Source organism: Chromobacterium piscinae, from assembly GCF_021129175.1.
Lineage (GTDB): Bacteria > Pseudomonadota > Gammaproteobacteria > Burkholderiales > Chromobacteriaceae > Chromobacterium > Chromobacterium piscinae.
Map to the genome: position 1 here is coordinate 139825 of NZ_JAJOHV010000003.1, position 17159 is coordinate 156983.

17 protein-coding genes are annotated in these 17159 nt (G+C 64.9%); 5 read left to right on the forward strand and 12 right to left on the reverse strand.

Going from position 1 to position 17159, the window contains the following annotated elements; translation table 11 throughout:
- Window positions 1–6: 6 nt before the first annotated feature.
- The 3 genes from LQR33_RS01170 (at window position 7) to LQR33_RS01180 (ending at window position 1487) form a co-directional block, all read left to right on the forward strand.
- Window positions 7–162, forward strand: coding sequence for a hypothetical protein (locus LQR33_RS01170; protein ID WP_221669017.1), 156 nt, complete (start codon window positions 7–9; stop codon window positions 160–162).
- Between the two features lie 6 nt (window positions 163–168).
- The gene (locus tag LQR33_RS01175) at window positions 169–630 is read left to right on the forward strand and encodes a hypothetical protein (protein WP_221669018.1); all 462 of its coding nucleotides are present in this window, start codon (window positions 169–171) and stop codon (window positions 628–630) included.
- Between the two features lie 173 nt (window positions 631–803).
- Entirely contained in the window at window positions 804–1487 is a 684-nt protein-coding gene (locus LQR33_RS01180; RefSeq protein WP_231467073.1) for a hypothetical protein, read from the forward strand.
- 84 nt (window positions 1488–1571) lie between these two features.
- On the opposite strand, the gene LQR33_RS01185 is transcribed toward LQR33_RS01180, so the two are convergent.
- The 3 genes from LQR33_RS01185 to LQR33_RS01195 form a co-directional block, all read right to left on the reverse strand.
- Window positions 1572–2600: a DUF475 domain-containing protein gene (locus tag LQR33_RS01185; protein ID WP_166437992.1), complete on the reverse strand. Its 1029-nt coding sequence runs from the start codon at window positions 2598–2600 to the stop codon at window positions 1572–1574.
- A 109-nt stretch (window positions 2601–2709) separates the two neighbouring features.
- On the reverse strand, window positions 2710–3918 hold the full coding sequence (locus tag LQR33_RS01190; RefSeq protein WP_231467075.1) for a DUF1615 domain-containing protein: 1209 nt from the start codon (window positions 3916–3918) through the stop codon (window positions 2710–2712).
- Between the two features lie 101 nt (window positions 3919–4019).
- A complete protein-coding gene (locus LQR33_RS01195) occupies window positions 4020–4709 on the reverse strand; it encodes a LysM peptidoglycan-binding domain-containing M23 family metallopeptidase (protein ID WP_166437994.1) in 690 nt (229 codons plus the stop codon).
- A 147-nt stretch (window positions 4710–4856) separates the two neighbouring features.
- On the opposite strand from LQR33_RS01195, the gene LQR33_RS01200 reads away from it, so the two are divergent.
- Window positions 4857–5501 (forward strand): substrate-binding periplasmic protein, encoded by a 645-nt coding sequence (locus LQR33_RS01200; RefSeq protein ID WP_231179227.1) that lies wholly within the window; start codon window positions 4857–4859, stop codon window positions 5499–5501.
- Between the two features lie 48 nt (window positions 5502–5549).
- Here the strand turns inward: LQR33_RS01200 and ettA are convergent, their stop codons facing one another.
- From ettA to gpmI, 9 genes are all read right to left on the reverse strand, one after another.
- Window positions 5550–7217, reverse strand: a complete 1668-nt coding sequence (gene ettA, locus LQR33_RS01205) for an energy-dependent translational throttle protein EttA (RefSeq protein WP_166438160.1) — start codon at window positions 7215–7217, stop codon at window positions 5550–5552.
- Window positions 7218–7308: 91 nt separating this feature from the next.
- Window positions 7309–7734, reverse strand: coding sequence for a BLUF domain-containing protein (locus LQR33_RS01210; protein ID WP_021475086.1), 426 nt, complete (start codon window positions 7732–7734; stop codon window positions 7309–7311).
- Window positions 7735–7842: 108 nt separating this feature from the next.
- On the reverse strand, window positions 7843–8322 hold the full coding sequence (locus LQR33_RS01215; RefSeq protein ID WP_221669019.1) for a DUF456 domain-containing protein: 480 nt from the start codon (window positions 8320–8322) through the stop codon (window positions 7843–7845).
- Window positions 8323–8326: 4 nt separating this feature from the next.
- The gene (gene ppk1, locus LQR33_RS01220) at window positions 8327–10408 is read right to left on the reverse strand and encodes a polyphosphate kinase 1 (RefSeq protein ID WP_166437998.1); all 2082 of its coding nucleotides are present in this window, start codon (window positions 10406–10408) and stop codon (window positions 8327–8329) included.
- Between the two features lie 69 nt (window positions 10409–10477).
- Window positions 10478–10750 carry an oxidative damage protection protein gene (locus LQR33_RS01225; protein ID WP_021475089.1) on the reverse strand — a complete coding sequence of 91 codons (273 nt, stop codon included), beginning with the start codon at window positions 10748–10750 and terminating at the stop codon, window positions 10478–10480.
- 98 nt (window positions 10751–10848) lie between these two features.
- The gene (gene argA, locus LQR33_RS01230) at window positions 10849–12156 is read right to left on the reverse strand and encodes an amino-acid N-acetyltransferase (protein ID WP_166437999.1); all 1308 of its coding nucleotides are present in this window, start codon (window positions 12154–12156) and stop codon (window positions 10849–10851) included.
- Between the two features lie 144 nt (window positions 12157–12300).
- A complete protein-coding gene (locus LQR33_RS01235; RefSeq protein WP_166438000.1) occupies window positions 12301–13716 on the reverse strand; it encodes a S41 family peptidase in 1416 nt (471 codons plus the stop codon).
- 43 nt (window positions 13717–13759) lie between these two features.
- Window positions 13760–15100 carry a murein hydrolase activator EnvC family protein gene (locus LQR33_RS01240; RefSeq protein ID WP_231467077.1) on the reverse strand — a complete coding sequence of 447 codons (1341 nt, stop codon included), beginning with the start codon at window positions 15098–15100 and terminating at the stop codon, window positions 13760–13762.
- 72 nt (window positions 15101–15172) lie between these two features.
- Window positions 15173–16696 (reverse strand): 2,3-bisphosphoglycerate-independent phosphoglycerate mutase, encoded by a 1524-nt coding sequence (gene gpmI, locus LQR33_RS01245; RefSeq protein ID WP_231467079.1) that lies wholly within the window; start codon window positions 16694–16696, stop codon window positions 15173–15175.
- A 108-nt stretch (window positions 16697–16804) separates the two neighbouring features.
- Between gpmI and LQR33_RS01250 the strand changes: the two genes are divergently transcribed.
- Complete coding sequence (locus LQR33_RS01250) at window positions 16805–17101, forward strand: ArsR/SmtB family transcription factor (protein ID WP_021475094.1); 297 nt, start codon at window positions 16805–16807, stop codon at window positions 17099–17101.
- The last annotated feature ends 58 nt before the right edge of the window (window positions 17102–17159 follow it).

A 17159-nucleotide genomic window follows, 5' to 3' on the forward strand; every position in this document is an offset into this window, starting at 1 on the left:
TGTGCCATGTCCATCGGCGCCATCGGTAACCCCTGCTCGTCTATTGGCTACACGCCTGCGGTCGATCCGCTTTCCCCTCCGCTGGCACAGAATGGCGCTGATGCGCCGCAGACCGTTGGCGCTTCTTCTGGGGGCGGCCAATCTGCCGGCGGCTTCGGCTAAAGCGTCATGCTGGCTTTGCTGCTGAGCGGGATCAATGTGTCGGCCTCAAGCGCGGCGGGAGAGTCCAGGCCTGGCACGGCTGGCGGGGCATCCGGTGAGACCCAGGCCGGCGCGGCCCAGCAGGCGCTTCATACCTTTGTCCATGCGGTATACCAGGCAGTGCAGGCCGAGAGTTTCTCCAGCGGCGATTCCGGCAGCTCGCCATCCGATGGGTATGGCGCGTTTCAGGACAATCTGCAGAAGCTGCTGCAGGATGTCGGCAACGGCGTGCAGAGCAGCGCCACGCAGCACCTGGCTTCGGCCCTCCGCAATCTGCAGCATTCGCTGGGCGGCTCGGCCGCCGCCTCCATGTCGCGGCAGGGCTCATTGCATGATTTCCTGCAAAATCTGGTCACCCGGCAAAACAGCCCGCTGAACTCGTCGGGGCTCTGGGCTCTCTGGTCAACACTTCCGCCTGAGTTTGAGTAGCGGCCAAGATGGACCGATGCTGATCAACCTTGCGGAATGGCCATTTTGATGTTTTCCTTGAATTAACAAAGATTTGCATTTTGTTGCTGTGCTTCGCAGTCTGGGTGCCGATATACCGATATCAGCGCAGGCTGGGCGTGGGCCATTCGGTTCTTCCTTGGAAGGAGAGCATCATGTCAGTTAGTTCTCTCGGCAATAGCTCCATTTCTTTGCAGTACACGCAAGTGGACATACAGGAAAGCTTCTCTTCGGATTCGGGACAGTCAGCGGGCAGCGGCGCCGTCCAGGGCGGCGGCGGCCATCACCACCGGGGAGGCGGCGGCCAGTTCGCGCAGAGCGTGTTGCAGGCCTTGCAGCAATCAGGCTTGCTGCAGCAGGCTTCGTCCGGCTCCTCCAGCGACGGCAGCGGGGCATCCGACAGCGGCAGCGACGGCGCCGTAGGCGCGGCCGGCAGCAGCCAGCAGGCGATACACACCTTCATGCATTCGCTGTTCCAGGCCTTGCAGCAGGAGGGCGCGTCTTCCTCCGGCACCTCGGCTTCGGCCTCCGACAATGACGGCGATGTCGACACCGGAGGACGGGATCAGGATGGCGGCGCGGCGGTCGGCGGCTACAGCGGTTTGCAGAACAATCTGCAGCAACTGCTGCAAGACCTTGCCAATGGCACGCAAAACAATGCCACCTCGGGCATCCAGTCCGCGTTCCAGAGCCTGCAGCAGGCGCTGGGACTGACTTCGGGGCAGTCTGGGCAGTCGTCTTCGTTGCAGGCGTTCCTGCAGAATCTGGCCAAGGATCTGCAGCAGAACCAGCCCGGCGCCAATGCCGGCGTCGGCGCGTTGCTGAGCACTTCCGCCTGACCAGGTTGCCCCGCGCGGGGCGCCGGGTCGGGATGGAAAAAGGCCGGGGGAAACCCCGGCCTTTTTCCTGTCCGCGGCAGCGGCTCAGCGCTTGTTGCGCGAGGGCAGGCTGGTCAGCACGCCCAGGCCGATGATGGCGATGCTGATCAGGCCGGTGGTCACTTCGCCCAACTCAACGTGCAGGGCGGCGGCGAACATGATGGCCACCAGCGCGGCGATCGCCCAGAACGCTGAAACTTCCAGGTATTTGAACTGGCCCATCACATCGCGCTCCACCAGGTAGAGGGTCAGCGAGCGCACGAACATCGCGCCTATCCCCAGGCCGGCGGCGATCAGCCAGAAATCGTTGGTGATGGCGAAGGCGGCGATCACGCCGTCCATCGAGAAGCTGGCGTCCAGCACCTCCAGGTAGACGAAGCCGATCAGGCCGTTTTTGGCGGCGGCGGTCTGGATGTCCACGCCGCCGAACAGCTGCTTGAACATGTGCAGCACCATGAATACCACGTAGCCCCAGAAGCAGCTGCTGATGAAAGCCATTTTCTGTCCGGCCGGCAGCAGCGCGGCGATGGCGGCCACCACCAGGATGGTGACCAGCGACTGGGCGTTCTCCACGCTGCCCAATTTGGCCAGCAACGGCTCGATGCCGGGCAGCCAGTGCTCGTCCTTCTCGTGCTGGACGAAATATTCGATCACCACCATCAGCAGGAAGGTGGCGCCGAAGCCCATGATCATCAGATGGCTGTCGTGCATGATCTGCTGATAGCGCTCCGGCTGCCGGGTCGCCACCGCGAAGGCTTCGGCCAGCGATACGCCGCCGGCGGTGGACACGATCAGCAGCGGGAACAGCACGCGCATGCCGAACACCGCCACCGCGATGCCGACGGTCATGAAGACTTGCCGCCAGCGGTGGCTCATCGCCTTGAGCACGGTGGCGTTGACCACCGCGTTGTCGAAGGAGACGCTGGTTTCCAGCACCGCCAGCACCGCGGTGGTCAGCAGGAAGGCGCCGGCCAGCTCGGCGCCGCCGCGCATGTGGCCGTACCAGGCGACGGCGGCCAGCACGGCGACGCTGAAGATCAGCGAGCCGCGGAAATAGGAAAAAGTGGAAGGCATGGGTTCAACCTGAGCAAATGCGGCGTCGCCGCTGTTTTTTTGAATGCACAAACGGCCGGAGGGGCCGGCCGTTGCGTGGGCATTATATGACGTCGTCAGCGCCAGCGCATCAGCGCGCGCCGGCTGCGCGGGCCAGGCACTGGCGGTAACGGCCGTCCACCCGCTTGGCGAACCACTCGGTGGTCAGCTTGCGGCTGATCTTGGGGCTTTTCAGGTCGATCTGCGGCATCCGCTCGCGCGGCAGCGCCTGGCCAGCCTGCTTGTCCGCCAGCGCGAACACCTGCCGGTAGAGCGGGGTTTGCCCGAAGGCGGCGTTTTTTTCCAGCTGCAGATCGCGCTGGATGGCGGCGGCGCTCATGCCCAGCCGGCCGGCTAGCGACAGCGCGGCCTGTTGGCTGCCGGAGGCAGCCTTGCCCTGGTAGTTCAACAGGTCGCCGTCCAGCGCCAGCTTGCGGCCGGAAAGCCGCGACAGCGCGGCCTGGAAGGCGGCGTTGCGGCTGCTGTAGCGGCCGGCGTTGAAATCGGCGAAGCGGTACAGCATGTCCCGGTACGGGGCCGGATACTGCAGCAGGATGGCGGCGCCGAAGTAGACGCCGCCGCGGCGGCTGAACACTTCGTGGCGTATGCTGCCCTGCACCGGATAGGGATAGGGCCAGACCCTGGCGTGCCCTTCGGCGAATTCCACGCTGACCTGCATCGGCCCGCCGGTGCGTATCGGATTCTTCATCTCCATGGGCAGGCCCAGTTTTTGCGCCTCCCGCGACATGTCCTCGTACAGCAGGTTCATTTCCCGCTCTGTGCGCAGGTTGTCTATCCGCGCCTTGTAGCTCTGGCCGTTGGGCGAGGTTTTCAACAGCGCGCCCTTTACCACGGTCAGCGGCACCAGGTAGCGGTGCGCGCGCTCCTCTATCTTGCCCCAGACGATCTTGGGCAAGCCTGGCACCACCGGATCGGCCTGCCAGCTGGACTCCTGCTCGATCACCGCGGCCAGCGCGCAGGCATTGTCGGCGGTGGCGGGAATCTGCAGGTGGCGGAAGGCGGCGTCGATATCGGCGATCCAGCCCTGGCGGTCGCGCGCGTTGCTTGGCACGGCGGCGACGATGAAGGCGCGCGAGGCCGGCAGCGGCTTGGGCTGGCTGACGGGTGGCGTTGTGGGAGTTGTGGGTGGCGGCTCGACGATTGCGGGCTGCTGGGGCAGAGGTTCTGTCGGCGGCGGCGCGGCTTCGGGCAGAAGCGCCGGCGCGGAGGACGGGAGGGGGCGTGTGTCGGCGCAAGCGGCCAGCAGCGCGCATAACAGCATCAGGCTGAATGTTCTCATTGTATTTGGAGCGAGGGTGCGACAGCGGCGAGCTTAGGCCAAGCCGCCGCCGCGGGCAAGCGAAGCCTGGCGCGCTGTTCGTGCTCGGCTTGCGTAGGCGGTCAGCGAGGCGGCAGGTAGGCGGCCGGATCCACCACCCGGGTGCCCAGCCGCAGCTCGAAGTGCAGCATCACCCGGTTGGCGCCGGAGTCGCCCATGGTCGCGATTTGTTGGCCGGCGCTCACTTGCTGGCCTTCCTGCACCAACAGCTTCTGATTGTGGGCGTAGACGGTCAGCGTGTTTTCATTGTGCTTGACGATCAGCAGGTTGCCGTAGGCGCGTATGCCTTTGCTGGCGTATATCACCTTGCCGGCGGCGGCGGCGCGCACCGGGTCGCCGGCCTTGCCGGCCAGATCGAGCCCCTTGTTGCGGTTGCCGTCGAAGCCGGAAATCAGCGCGCCGTCGGCCGGCCATTGCAGTTTGATGTCCAGCTTCGCCGGCGGCGGGGCCGGCCTGGTCTCCGCCGGCTTCGACGCCGCAGGCTTGCCAGCGCCGGATGAAGCGGGCTTGGCCGCGCCGCTTGGCGGCTGAACCCGCAGCAACTGGCCAGCCTGGATGCTGGAGCGGTCGGCTAACTGGTTCCAGCGCGCCAGGTTGGCGACGCTCTGCTTGTTCTGGCGGGCGATGCGGTACAGCGTGTCGCCCGGCTGCACGCGGTAATAACCCGCCGGCGCAGGCGCGCTCGGCGAGGATGGGGTGGCGCAGGCAGCCAGCAATAAGCTGCTACAAAGAATAAGGGTACGCAAGGACATGGTTTGGGATTCTATCACCGTCCGCTGTCCGGGCTGCTGTCCGGGCGCGGGGAGGAACGGGGCTTCGCGATGAGGAAATGGTTTTGGCTTGGCTTGTGCTGCATAGGTTCCCTTTGTCGGGCGGAGCCATCAATCAACTTGTATACCGTGGATTACCCGCCCTTCGTGATCCGCGAAGGCACTGACCGTCCCCCCCATGGCATCGCCGTAGAGTTGCTGGCGCAGGCGTTGGCGCGCAGCGGAGTGCGCGCGCAATATGTCGATCTGCCCTGGAAGCGGGCGCAGATGCAGGTGCAGGCTGAGGGAAGCGGCTGCCTGCTGCCGCTGACCCGTTCGCCCAAGCGCGAAGATACCTACCGCTGGGTGGGGCTGATAGACGAGAGCAGCCAATCGCTGTTCGTGGCGGCCGGCAGCAAGCTGCAGCTTCGCGGCGTGGCGGATCTGAAGGGCTTGCGGGTGGTGACGCTGCTTGGCTCGTCGATGGCGGACTGGCTGCGGCAGCATCAGGTGGCGTTTTCCGAGCTGCCGACCACCGAGGATGCTTACCGCGAGCTCAGCAGCGGCGTGGCCGAGGCTTGGGCGGTGCATAGTCCGGTGGCGCGCTACATGGTGAAGAAGCAGGGCAGCGGCGGCGTGCCGATACGCGAGGTGATGAAGCTGCAGAGCACCGGCATCTATCTGGCCTGCAGCCGGCGCTTGCCGGACGACATGGCGCAAAAGCTGGGCGCCGCGCTCAAGCAGTTGCATGAAGACGGCACCAGCGCCCGAATCGTGGCGCGTTATCTGGATTGAGGGCGGCAAAAAGCCCCCGCGGGCGGGGGCTTGGCGATGCGCAGCGGATCAGCGGCTGATCGGCTTGTAGCGGATGCGCTTGGGCTTGGCGCCTTCCTCGCCCAGGCGCTTCTTCTTGTCGGCCTCGTATTCCTGATAGTTGCCGTCGAAGAAGGTCCACTGCGAATCGCCTTCCGCCGCCAGGATGTGGGTGGCGATGCGGTCCAGGAACCAGCGGTCGTGAGAGATCACGAACACGGTGCCGGCGTATTCCAAGAGCGCGTCTTCCAGCGCGCGCAGGGTTTCCACGTCGAGGTCGTTGGACGGTTCGTCAAGCAAGAGCACGTTGCCGCCCTTGAGCAGGGTCTTGGCCAGGTGCAGGCGGCCGCGTTCGCCGCCGGACAGCATGCCCACCTTCTTCTGCTGGTCGGCGCCCTTGAAGTTGAAACGGCCGAGGTAAGCGCGGCTGGACATCTCGAAGCGGCCGACGGTCAGGATGTCGGCGCCGGCGGCCACGTCTTCGAACACGGTCTTGTCGCCGTCCAGGCCTTCGCGGCTCTGCTCGACGAAAGCCATCTGCACGGTCTGGCCGATTTTCACCGCGCCGCTGTCCGGCTGTTCCTTGCCCGCGATCATCTTGAACAGCGTCGATTTACCGGCGCCGTTGGGGCCGATGATGCCGACGATGGCGCCCGGCGGGGCCTTGAACGACAGGTTGTCGATCAGCAGGCGGTCGCCGAAGCCCTTGGACACGCCGTCGAACTCGATCACTTCATTGCCCAGGCGCTCGGCCACCGGGATGAAGATTTCCTGGGTCTCGTTGCGTTTCTGGGTTTCGAAGCTGGACAGCTCCTCGAAGCGGGCGATACGCGCCTTGGACTTGGCCTGGCGGCCCTTCGGGTTTTGGCGCACCCATTCCAGCTCCTGCTTCATCGCCTTCATGCGGGCGCCTTCGCTCTTGGCTTCCTGCGCCAGGCGCTCTTCCTTCTGTTCCAGCCAGGACGAATAGTTGCCCTTCCACGGGATGCCTTCGCCGCGGTCCAGCTCCAGAATCCATTCGGCGGCGTTGTCGAGGAAGTAGCGGTCGTGGGTGACGGCCACCACGGTGCCGGGGAAGCGCACCAGGAACTGCTCCAGCCACTCCACCGATTCGGCGTCCAGGTGGTTGGTCGGCTCGTCCAAGAGCAGCATGTCCGGCTTGGACAGCAACAGCTTGCACAGCGCCACGCGGCGCTTCTCGCCGCCGGACAGCGGGCCGATCTTGGCGTCCCACGGCGGCAGGCGCAGCGCGTCGGCGGCCAGTTCCAGTTGCAGCGCCACATTGTCGCCGGCGCCGGCGGAGATGATGGCTTCCAGCTTGGCCTGCTCTTCGGCCAGCGCGTCGAAGTCGGCGTCCGGCTCGGCGTAGGCGGCGTAGACTTCCTCCAGGCGTTTCTGCGCGCCCATCACGTCACCCATGCCGCTTTCCACTTCCTCGCGCACGGTCTTGTCATTGTCCAGCTTCGGTTCCTGTTCCAGGTAGCCGATCTTGACGCCGGCCAGGTGCTGCACCTCGCCGTCGTATTCCTTGTCCACGTTGGCCATGATGCGCAGCACGGTCGACTTGCCCGCGCCGTTCAGGCCCAAGAGGCCGATCTTGGCGCCGGGGAAGAAACTGAGGGAAATATCTTTGATGATTTGCCGCTTGGGCGGGACGATCTTGCTCACGCGGAGCATCGACATCACGTATTGGGCCATGAGTGCGTTCACATTGGTTGGATGGGACTAATCGGCGATTATAACGAAATCCGCGCGGGTCCAGCGCCCCGGATGAGCGCCGGTGCGGCAGTCAGCGGCAATTTTCGCGGAAGCTCAGCAGCATGTTCATCGCCAGCGTCGGCCGCTCCGCCAGCCGCGTGGGCTGGAAGTCAGGGCCGTAGACATCGACGAAGCCAGGCTGTCTGCGGATGGCTTCATCGTCCAGCCGAGTGAAGCCCATGCGCCAGTTGGCGAAACTGCGCCGTTCGATGTCTTCGAGCAGGATTTCTATCAGATGGTGGTGGCGGGGGTCGTCCAGAATGCGCTGGTAGGTTTCGGCGACGGCTTCGGCTTCGCCTTCCAGCACCTGGATGAAGTTGCCGGGGCCATACAGCAGCACGCCGCTGATGTCGTTCTGCAGGTTGTGGCGCACGCAGGACTCAAGCAAGGTTTCCAGTTCCGCGTTGCTAAGCTCCCGTCGGGCGGTGCTGACGTAGATCAGGTGCTGCAGTGCCATGGCGAATGTCCTCGGCTGAAGGGGCGGACGCTATCGATCGCAGCAGCATAGCAAAATCTTCGCGCCTGGTGCGGGATGGCTGCGCCGTCCATCCGCATGGCCAGGGGGTTACAGCGCCAGCGCCAGCGCGGCGGTGGCCAGCATCGCGAATGCGCAGGCCACCTTGGCCACCGCGCCGACGATGAAGCCGATGAAGGTGCCGACGCCGACCTTGCCGGCCTGGAACGCGTCCTTGCGGGCGATGAATTCGCCGACGATGGCGCCGACGAGCGGGCCGAGAATGACGCCGGCGATGCCGAAGAACATGCCGACCAGGCTGCCGATGAAGGCGCCCCACAGCGCCTGGCGGCTGGCGCCGGTGGCCTTGGCGCCGAGCAGGCCGGCGACGAAATCTATCAACAGGCCCAGCGCGGCCAGCACCGCGAGCACGGTGAGACTGACGGCGCCTAGGTGGTTGAAGCCGTCCAGCCAGGAGGCCAGCAGCAGGCCGCCGAACATCAGCGGCAGGCCGGGAATGGCGGGCAGGATGGTGCCGGCGAGGCCGGCCAGCACCATCAGCGCGGCCGCGATATAGCCGAGTATTTCCATGCGTTTACTCCGCCTCGGGGTTGCCGGTGTAGGAGGCCAGCAGCTCGCGCTGCGCGCAGTGCGGCTTGCCGCGGCTGGAGCGGCGTTTATAGCCGCCGTCGGGCAGCATCTCCCAGCTGTTGACGTTGTCTTCCAGGTACAGGCGCAGCGCCTCCTTGATGATGCGGCGCTTCAGCTTGCTGTCCAGGATCGGCGCGCAGGTTTCGATGCGGCGGAAGAAGTTGCGGCTCATCCAGTCGGCGCTGGACATCAGCAGGTCTTCCTTGTGGTCGTTGTAGAAATAGAAGATGCGGGGATGTTCGAGGAAGCGGCCGACGATGGAGCGGACCGAGATGTTGTCGGACAAGCCCGGCACGCCGGGGCGCAGCGCGCACACGCCGCGGACGATCAGCTGCACCTTCACGCCGGCCTGGCTGGCTCGGTACAGCGCGTGGATCACCTGCGGCTCCAGCAGCGAGTTCATCTTGGCGATGATCTGCGCCGGCTTGCCGGCCTGCGCGTGCTCGGTCTCGCGCTGTATCGCCTCCATGATCATGCTGTGCAGCGTGAACGGGCTTTGGTACAGCCGCTTCAGGCTGCTGGCGCGGCCCAGGCCGGTCAGCTGGATGAAGATGTCGTTGACGTCGCTGGCGATTTCCTCGTTGCAGGTCAACAGGCCGAAGTCGGTGTACAGCCGCGCGGTGCGCGGGTGGTAGTTGCCGGTGCCCAGATGCACGTAACGGTGCAGGCCGGGGCCTTCTCGGCGCACCACCATCAGCATCTTGGCGTGCACCTTGTAGCCGATGACGCCGTACACGACGTGGGCGCCGGCGTCTTCCAGCCGGCTGGCCCAGCCGATGTTGGCTTCTTCGTCGAAGCGGGCCATCAGCTCCACCACCACCGTCACCTGCTTGCCGGCGCGGGCGGCGGCGATCAGCGACTCCATCAACACCGAGTCGGTGCCGGTGCGGTACACCGTCATCTTGATCGCCACCACGTGCGGATCGGTCGCCGCCTGGGTCAGGAAGTCGATCACCGGCTGGAAGCTCTGGTACGGGTGGTGCAGCAGGATGTCGCCTTTGCGTATCGTTTCGAACAGCGGCGACGACTTCGATTTTTTCTGCAGCGGCAGCGGCAGCGTGGGGGTGAACTGCGCGAACTTGAGATCGGCGCGGTCCACTAGGTCGGGCACCTGCATCAGCCGCACCAGGTTCACCGGGCCGTTGACGCGGTAGACGTCGCGCGGCTGCAGATTGAACTGGGTCAGCAGGAAGGATTCCATGTGCTGCGGGCAGGTGTCGGCGATTTCCAGCCGCACCGCGTCGCCGAACTGGCGCTGGCGCAATTCGCCCTGCAGCGCGGTGCGCAGGTTCTTGAAGTCGTCGTCGTCTACCGACAGCTCGCTGTCGCGGGTAACGCGGAACTGGTAGCAGCCCTTGACCGTCATGCCGGGGAACAGCTCATGCACGTGCGAGTGCAGGATGGATGACAGGAAGACGAAGCAGTGCGGGCGGCCGTCGCAGGCGTCGGCCGGCAGCTTGATCACCCGCGGCAGGATGCGCGGCGCCTGCACGATGGCGGTGCCGGAGGCGCGGCCGAAAGCGTCGCGGCCTTCCAGTTCCACCGCGAAGTTCAGCGACTTGTTCAGCACCTTGGGGAAGGGGTGGGATGGATCGAGTCCGATCGGCGTCAGGATGGGCATCAGCTCGCGGAAGAAATAATTCCGCACCCATTCCTGCTGCTGCTCCGTCCATTCGCTGCGGCGCAGGAAGACGATTCCCTGTTCGCGCAGCGCCGGGAACAGCACTTCGCTCATCACCGCGTATTGATCGCGCACCAACTGGTGGCTGGCGCGGGCCACCTTGACCAGCGCCTGCTCCGGCGTGGAGCCATCGGCCAGGATGCGGTCCGGCGTGGCGTGGGCCGCGTCTTGCAGCCAGGCGACGCGGACCTCGAAGAATTCGTCGAGATTGGAGGAGACGATGCAGAGGAACTTCAGGCGTTCCAGCAGAGGCAGGTCCGGGTCCTCCGCCTGGGCCAGGACCCGGCGGTTGAATTCTATCAGTCCCAGTTCACGGTTCAGCAGCAAGTCTTGCGGTTGTGACATACGGTAGCGAGCCAAAATGACGGTGATCGGAAACAATAAAGCCCTCGCTTGGAGGGCTTGTTCACGGCTTTAGTTCTGCGGCGGCGTATAGCCCGCCGGCGCGTCGGCGCCCTGGCCGAAGAAGTAGGCGTCCAGCTGGCTGGCCAGATACTGGCGAGCGCGGGCGTCGGCCAGGCTGAGACGGTTCTCGTTGATCAGCATGGTTTGGTAGCGCAGCCAGCCTTGCCAGGCTTCTTTGGACACGCTTTCGTAAACGCGCTTGCCCAGTTCGCCCGGCAGCGGGGGAAAGTCGAGGCCCTCGGCTTCGCGGCCCAGCTTGATGCAGTTAACGGTTCGGCTCATCGCTTGAAATCCTTGCTTGAAATCGGATTGAAACAACAGGCTATTGTGTCACAGAGCCCGCGCCGTTCCAACCGTGGCGGCATCATCGCCGTTAATTGTTACAGCTTCTTTACGAATACCTTGGAACGGCGCTGGTAATTGTAAAACTGCTGGCGGGCCAGCGGCAGCGAGCTCTTGTCGGCCTCGGCGAAGCCGCGCTCGACGAACCAGTGCGAGGTCTGGGTGGTCAGCACGAACAGCGACTGCAGGCCGCGGGTGCGCGCCTGGTATTCGACGTGCTTGAGCAGCATTTCGCCGAAGCCGCCGTCGCGCTTCTCCTGCGACACGGCGAGGCAGGCCAGTTCGGCGGTTTCCGCCTCCGGGAACGGGTGCATCGCCACGCAGCCGTAGATCTTGCCGTCGTGCTCCAGCACCGAGTATTCGCCGATCTCCACTTCCAGCCGCTCGCGGCTGCGCCGCACCAGGATGCCTTGTTCTTCCAGCGGGCGGATCAGGCCCAGAATGTCGCCGACGTCCTCGATGCTGGCGTTGCGCACCTTGACCAGCGGGTCGCGGGCGATCATGGTGCCGTTGCCGCCGCGGGTGAAGTGCTCCAGCAGCAGCGCGCCGTCCTGATGGCGGCTGACCAAGTGGGCGCGCGGGATGCCGTCGCGGGTGGCGCGGATGCAGTAGGGCAGGTAAGTGGCCACGTCGTCGGGCAGGCTGCCCGATTGCAGCATCTCTTCGGCCTGATGGGAGGTCAGCGAGCTGACCAGCTGGCCGTCGTGCTCGACGACGCCGCGGCCTTCGACCACGTAGATCAGTTTCTCCGCCTTCAGCGCGATGGCGGCGTGGGCGGCCAGTTCCTCCATGGTCAGATTGAAGCTTTCGCCGGTCAGCGAATAGCCAACCGGGGTCAACAGCACCAGCTCGCCGGCGTCCAGCCGCTGGCGGATGGCCGCGGCGTCCACCCGGCGCACCTGGCCGGTGTACTGCATGTCCACGCCGTCCAGCACGCCCAGCGGCTGTGCGGTGACGAAATTGCCGCCGGCCACATGCAGGTGGGAGCCGTGCATCGGCGAGTGCGGCATGCCCATCGACAGCCGCGCCTCCACGTCGTGGCGGGTGGCGCCGGCGGCCTGTTTGACGATGTCCATGGTGGCGGCGTCGGTGACGCGTCGGCCTTGGTGGAACTGGGGGGCGATGCCCTGGCGCTGCAGCAGGGTTTCGATCTGCGGCCGGATGCCGTGGACCAGCACGATGCGCACGCCCAGGCTGACCAGCAGGTTGATGTCTTGCGCCATGCTGGAGAAGTCGCCGTCGAGCAGGCTTTCGCCGCCCATGGCCAGCACGAAGGTCTTGCCGCGGTAGGCGTTGATGTAAGGCGCGGCTTCGCGGAAGGTGTGGACGAACTCGCGGGTCAGCATGCGGCGGGCTCCGGCCGGTGGAAGGGATGGATAACCATCAAGAATATCAGGATTGCCGCGGCATTGTGTTTCGGAAAGTAAGCGCGGCGGCATGAAAAATGCCGCCCGGCGGGACCGGGCGGCACGATGTCGGGAACTGGAAGCTCAGTTCTCGTTTTTCTGCAGGATCTGCTGCACCTTGAGCACGTTCAGCGCCTGCGACAGCTGGTAGTCGTTTTTCGGATTCGGCATCCGCTGCCCGCCCTGGGCCTCCGGTGCGGCCGGCTCCTTGTCCTTGCTCTCCGGCGCGGGGGCCGGCGGCGGCACCGGCTTGGCGGCGGGCTTGGCCGTCTTGGCGGGCTTGTCGTCGCCATTGGGATTGGCCAGGTGGTTTTCCAGATCGGCCTCGCGCACGCGCAGTGCCTGGTCGGCGGCGGTGAGGGTCGCGTCCTCGGCCACCACGTCCGGCGTGATGCCCTTGGCCTGGATGGAGCGGCCGCTAGGCGTGAAGTAGCGGGCGGTGGTCAGCTTGATGCCGCCCTGGCTGCCCAGCGGCAGGATGGACTGCACCGAGCCCTTGCCGAAGGTCTGCGTGCCCACCAGCACCGCGCGCTTGTGGTCCTGCAGCGCGCCGGCGACGATTTCCGACGCCGAGGCGGAGCCGCCGTTGACCAGCACGGCCAGCGGCACGCTGCGCACCGCCACCGGCAGCTTGGCCAGCGGGTCGCTGCCGTTCTGGCGGGCGTAGTTCTGCAGCGTGGCGGTCAGGCGCATCTTGGCGTCCGGCGTGCGGCCTTCGGTGTAGACCACCAGTTTGTCCTTGGGCAGGAAGGCGGCGGCGACGCCGACGGCGCCGTTCAGCAGGCCGCCCGGGTCGTCGCGCAGGTCCAGCACCAGGCCTTTCAGCGGCTGCTTGTTCTCCTGGTACAGCTTCTGCAGGCCGGCGGCCAGGTCTTCCGCGGTATGCTCCTGGAACTGGGCGATGCGCACGTAGCCGTAGCCTGATTCCAGCATCTTGTACTTGACGCTCTTGGTCTTGATCACCGCGCGCGCCAGCGTGAACACCAGAGGCTTGGCTTCGTTCTTGCGGGCGATGGTCAGCGTGACCTTGCTGCCCGGCTTGCCGCGCATCTTCTTCACCGCGTCGTTCAGCGACAGGCCGCGCACCGGGGTGTCGTCGATCTTGATGATCAGGTCGCCGCTCTTGATGCCGGCCTTCTGCGCCGGCGTGTCTTCGATGGGGGATACCACCTTGACCAGGCCGTCCTCGGCGCCGATCTCGATGCCCAGGCCGCCGAATTCGCCCTGCGTGCCTTCGCGCAGTTCCTTGAATTCCTCGGCGTCCATGTAGTCGGAATGCGGATCCAGGCCGGTCAGCATGCCTTTGATGGCTTCGTCGATCAGCTTCTTGTCCGTCACCGGCTCGACGTAGCTTTGCTTGATCACGCTGAATACCTCGGCGAAGGTGCGCAGTTCGTTCAGCGGCAGCGGCGAGGCTTCCTTGTCGGCCAGGGCCTGCATGCTGAGGGTCAGTACGCCACCGGCCATGGCGCCTGCCACCAACCATGCGATTTTCTTCATTTTTTGGCTGCTCATGCTTTGCTGATTCTCCGTGTCCGGCACCTTAGCGTGTCCAGGCTTGCGGGTTGAGGGTGCGGCCCAGGTGCCGGATTTCAAAGTACAATCCGGATTCCCCGTTGTCCAGCGATCCAGTGTTGCCGAGTGTTTCCCCGGCCTTGACGCTGCCGCCGGACGATTTGGCGATGGCGGACAGATTGGTGTACACCGTCATGTAATTGCCGCCATGGTCTATGATCACCGCCTTGCCGAATCCGCGCAACTCATCGGCATAGACGACGGTGCCGTCGGCCACGCTGCGCACCGGCTGGCCGGCGGCGGCGCGGATGAACACGCCTTTCCAGGTGGTGCCTTCCTTGCGCGGCTTGCCGTAGGCGCCGCCGATCTGGCCGGCCACCGGCATCTTCATCTTGCCCTGCAGGCTGGCGAAGGCGCGGCCGGAGGTGCTGTCGTCGGCGACCTCGTCCACCTTCTGGGCCGGTTCTTCCTTGACGATCACCGGCTTCTTCGCTTCTTCCGGCACCGGTTTGCCCTGTTTCTTGGCTTGCTCGGCCAGCTTGCGGCGGCGCTCGTTTTCCTTGCGCGCGGCTTCGCGGGCGGCGGCCAGCTTGGCTTTGCGCGCCTCGGCGGCCTTGCGCGCGGCTTCCGCCTTGCGGCGCTGGATTTCGCGGTTGATCTGGGCGATCACGTTGGCCAGATGCTTCTCATCCTCTTGCAGCTGGGTCAGCTTGCTCTGGCCCTGCTTGATCTCGCCGGCCACCTTGTTCAGCTGCTGCACCTGCTGAGTCTTGTCCTTTTCCAGATCGCTCTTTTCCTGCGACTTGCGATCGGACAAATTGTTCAGCCGCGCGAGCTCCTGTTCCAGTTGCGCGGACAGCGTCTCCAACTGCCGCTGCTGGGCGACCAGCTGCTGGACCAACTGTTGTTCGGCGCGGGCGATGTGCTGATAGTAGGCGAGGTCGCGGGCGCTCTGGTTCGGGTCGTCGGCGTTCAGCATCAGCTTCATCGCGTCATGCCGGCCATTCTTGTACTGGCGCACCAGCATCTGGCCGACGCGCTGGCGGGTGCCGGCCAGCTTGGCGCGGGTTTGCTCGATCTTGCCGCGCAGCTCGGCCAATTGCTGCTCCGAGCGGCTCTGGCGCTGCTCCAGCGTGGCCAACGCCTGCTTGGTCTGGGTGATCGCCTGCTCAGACTCCTGGATCGCGGATTGCGCCTCTTTCTGGACCGTCTGTTTCTGCGCCAGATCCTTCCTCAGACTGTCGATTTCCTTGCGCACGTTTTTCAGGTCCTGCTGGTGCGGCGCGGCGGACAGGCTGGTAGAGGAGGCGTTGGTGTTGGCCGCTTGGGCGGCGCCGGCCAGCAAGGCCAGCAGCAGGTAAGGTTTCATGCCCTTGATGTTCTTTCGCTTGAGGCAATAACGGCGGCCATGCCGGAGCATGGCCGCCGCTCCGTGAGGCGATTATTGGAAGTCGATCAGCGATTGACCGGTCATCTCCGCCGGTTGTTCCAGCCCCATCATTTTCAGCAGCGACGGCGAGATGTCGCGCAGCGAGCCGCCGGCGCGAATCTTGGCCGGGCGGCCGATATACAGGAAGGGCACCTGGTTGGTGGTGTGCTGGGTGTGCGGCTGGTGGTGCTGGCCGTCGTACATCTGCTCGCAGTTGCCGTGGTCGGCGGTGATCAGCACCTCGCCGCCGGCGGCCAGCATCGCTTCCACGCAGCGTTCGATGCAGCCGTCCAGCGCCTCCACCGCCTTGACCGCGGCGTCGAACACGCCGCTGTGGCCGACCATGTCGCCGTTGGCGTAGTTGCAGAAGATGGCCTGGTATTGGCCGGACTGGATCGCCGCGACGATCTTGTCGGTGACTTCGCCGGCGCTCATTTCCGGCTGCAGGTCATAGGTGGCCACCTTGGGCGAGGGCACCAGGATGCGGTCTTCGCCCGGGTAGACCTGCTCCTCGCCGCCGTTGAAGAAGTAGGTGACGTGCGGGTACTTCTCGGTTTCGGCGATCCGCAGCTGTTTCAGGCCCTGCGACGACAGGTATTCGCCCATGCCGTTGTGGATCTTCTGCGGCGCGTAGGCCACCGGCAGGGCCGAGTAGGCTTCGCCGTAGCTGGTGAGCGTGGCGTAGCACGAGAACTTGGGCTGGCGCGCCTGGAAGCCGTCGAAGGCCGGGTCGGTCAGCGCGGTGGTCAGCTGGCGGGCGCGGTCGGCGCGGAAGTTCATGAAGATCAGCGCGTCGCCGTCCTGCATCTTCACCGGCGCACCGATGCCGGTGGCCTTGACGAACTCGTCGTTCTCGTCGCGGGCGTAGGCGGCGGCCAGCGCCTCCAGGCCGGTTTCGGCGTGGAACAGGCCCTCGCCATCCACCAGCAGGCGATAAGCGGGCTCGACGCGCTCCCAGCGCTTGTCGCGGTCCATCGCCCAGTAGCGGCCGGTCACGGAAACCAGGCGCGCGTTCGGGCACTCGGCCAGCGCCGCGTCCAGGCGCTTCAGATAGGTTTCGGCGCTGCGCGGCGGCGTGTCGCGGCCGTCGAGGAAGGCGTGGACGTAAATCTGGGGCACGCCGGCGGCTTGGGCGGCGCGGATCAGCGCGTGGATGTGGTTCTCGTGGCTGTGAACGCCGCCATCGGACAGCAGGCCCAGGATATGCAGGGCCGAACCTTGAGCTTTGCTCATGGATTGCTGCAGCGTGTCATTGTCGGCGAAGCGGCCGTCCTCGATGTCGCAGTCGATGCGGCTGATGTCCTGCTGGACGATGCGGCCGGCGCCGATGTTCAGATGGCCGACCTCGGAGTTGCCGAACTGGCCGGAGGGCAGGCCGACGAAGTTTTCCGAGGCGTTTATTGTTCCGTATGCGTACTGTTCGCACAGGCGGTTCCATACCGGCATTCTGGCGTGCAGGATGGCATTGTCATCGCCTTCCGTGCGGTGGCCGAAACCGTCGAGGATCAATAACAACACTGGCTTGATGGATTTCATGGCATTCGCATTCAGAATATTAGAAAACCTTGATAGTATCTGGTTTTGTGGATACTATTGTACCGCAGTCAAATCAAAAAAATGTCAGGCTACATTAGGAGAAAAGCTTTGCTGTTCAACGACGACCAGATCGAACAGACATCGCGGGCGATGAAGGCCATGTCGCATCCGCTGCGTCTGAAGATCATATCGGTGCTGGAAGACAGGGAGGTGAGCGTGCAAGACATCGTCGAGCAGGTTGGCACTTCCCAGAGCAATATTTCCCAGCACTTGGCCATTATGCGGGACAAGGGCGTTTTGCGCACGCGCAAGGACGCCAACCGGGTCTACTACCGGGTGGGCGACATCCGCACGCTGGACGTGCTCAGGATGATGCGCGAAGTGTTCTGTGGTTTCGGGGAGTAAGCGCTTCCCGGAACCCATGTAGAAAAAGCCGCACAGAGCGGCTTTTTCTACATGGGTT

Bases quoted from the DNA above. Each gene is read 5' to 3' on its own strand.
- LQR33_RS01180 (WP_231467073.1), top strand. From the start codon at position 804: ATGTCAGTTAGTTCTCTCGGCAATAGCTCCATTTCTTTGCAGTACACG.
- LQR33_RS01235 (WP_166438000.1), bottom strand. From the start codon at position 13,716: ATGAAGAAAATCGCATGGTTGGTGGCAGGCGCCATGGCCGGTGGCGTA.
- LQR33_RS01225 (WP_021475089.1), bottom strand. From the start codon at position 10,750: ATGAGCCGAACCGTTAACTGCATCAAGCTGGGCCGCGAAGCCGAGGGC.
- ettA (WP_166438160.1), bottom strand. From the start codon at position 7,217: ATGGCCCAATACGTGATGTCGATGCTCCGCGTGAGCAAGATCGTCCCG.
- LQR33_RS01190 (WP_231467075.1), bottom strand. From the start codon at position 3,918: ATGAGAACATTCAGCCTGATGCTGTTATGCGCGCTGCTGGCCGCTTGC.
- LQR33_RS01240 (WP_231467077.1), bottom strand. From the start codon at position 15,100: ATGAAACCTTACCTGCTGCTGGCCTTGCTGGCCGGCGCCGCCCAAGCG.
- LQR33_RS01210 (WP_021475086.1), bottom strand. From the start codon at position 7,734: ATGGCACTGCAGCACCTGATCTACGTCAGCACCGCCCGACGGGAGCTT.
- LQR33_RS01215 (WP_221669019.1), bottom strand. From the start codon at position 8,322: ATGGAAATACTCGGCTATATCGCGGCCGCGCTGATGGTGCTGGCCGGC.
- gpmI (WP_231467079.1), bottom strand. From the start codon at position 16,696: ATGAAATCCATCAAGCCAGTGTTGTTATTGATCCTCGACGGTTTCGGC.
- ppk1 (WP_166437998.1), bottom strand. From the start codon at position 10,408: ATGTCACAACCGCAAGACTTGCTGCTGAACCGTGAACTGGGACTGATA.
- LQR33_RS01175 (WP_221669018.1), top strand. From the start codon at position 169: ATGCTGGCTTTGCTGCTGAGCGGGATCAATGTGTCGGCCTCAAGCGCG.
- LQR33_RS01185 (WP_166437992.1), bottom strand. From the start codon at position 2,600: ATGCCTTCCACTTTTTCCTATTTCCGCGGCTCGCTGATCTTCAGCGTC.
- argA (WP_166437999.1), bottom strand. From the start codon at position 12,156: ATGCTGACCCGCGAGTTCGTCCACACCTTCCGCGAAGCCGCGCCTTAC.
- LQR33_RS01170 (WP_221669017.1), top strand. From the start codon at position 7: ATGTCCATCGGCGCCATCGGTAACCCCTGCTCGTCTATTGGCTACACG.
- LQR33_RS01195 (WP_166437994.1), bottom strand. From the start codon at position 4,709: ATGTCCTTGCGTACCCTTATTCTTTGTAGCAGCTTATTGCTGGCTGCC.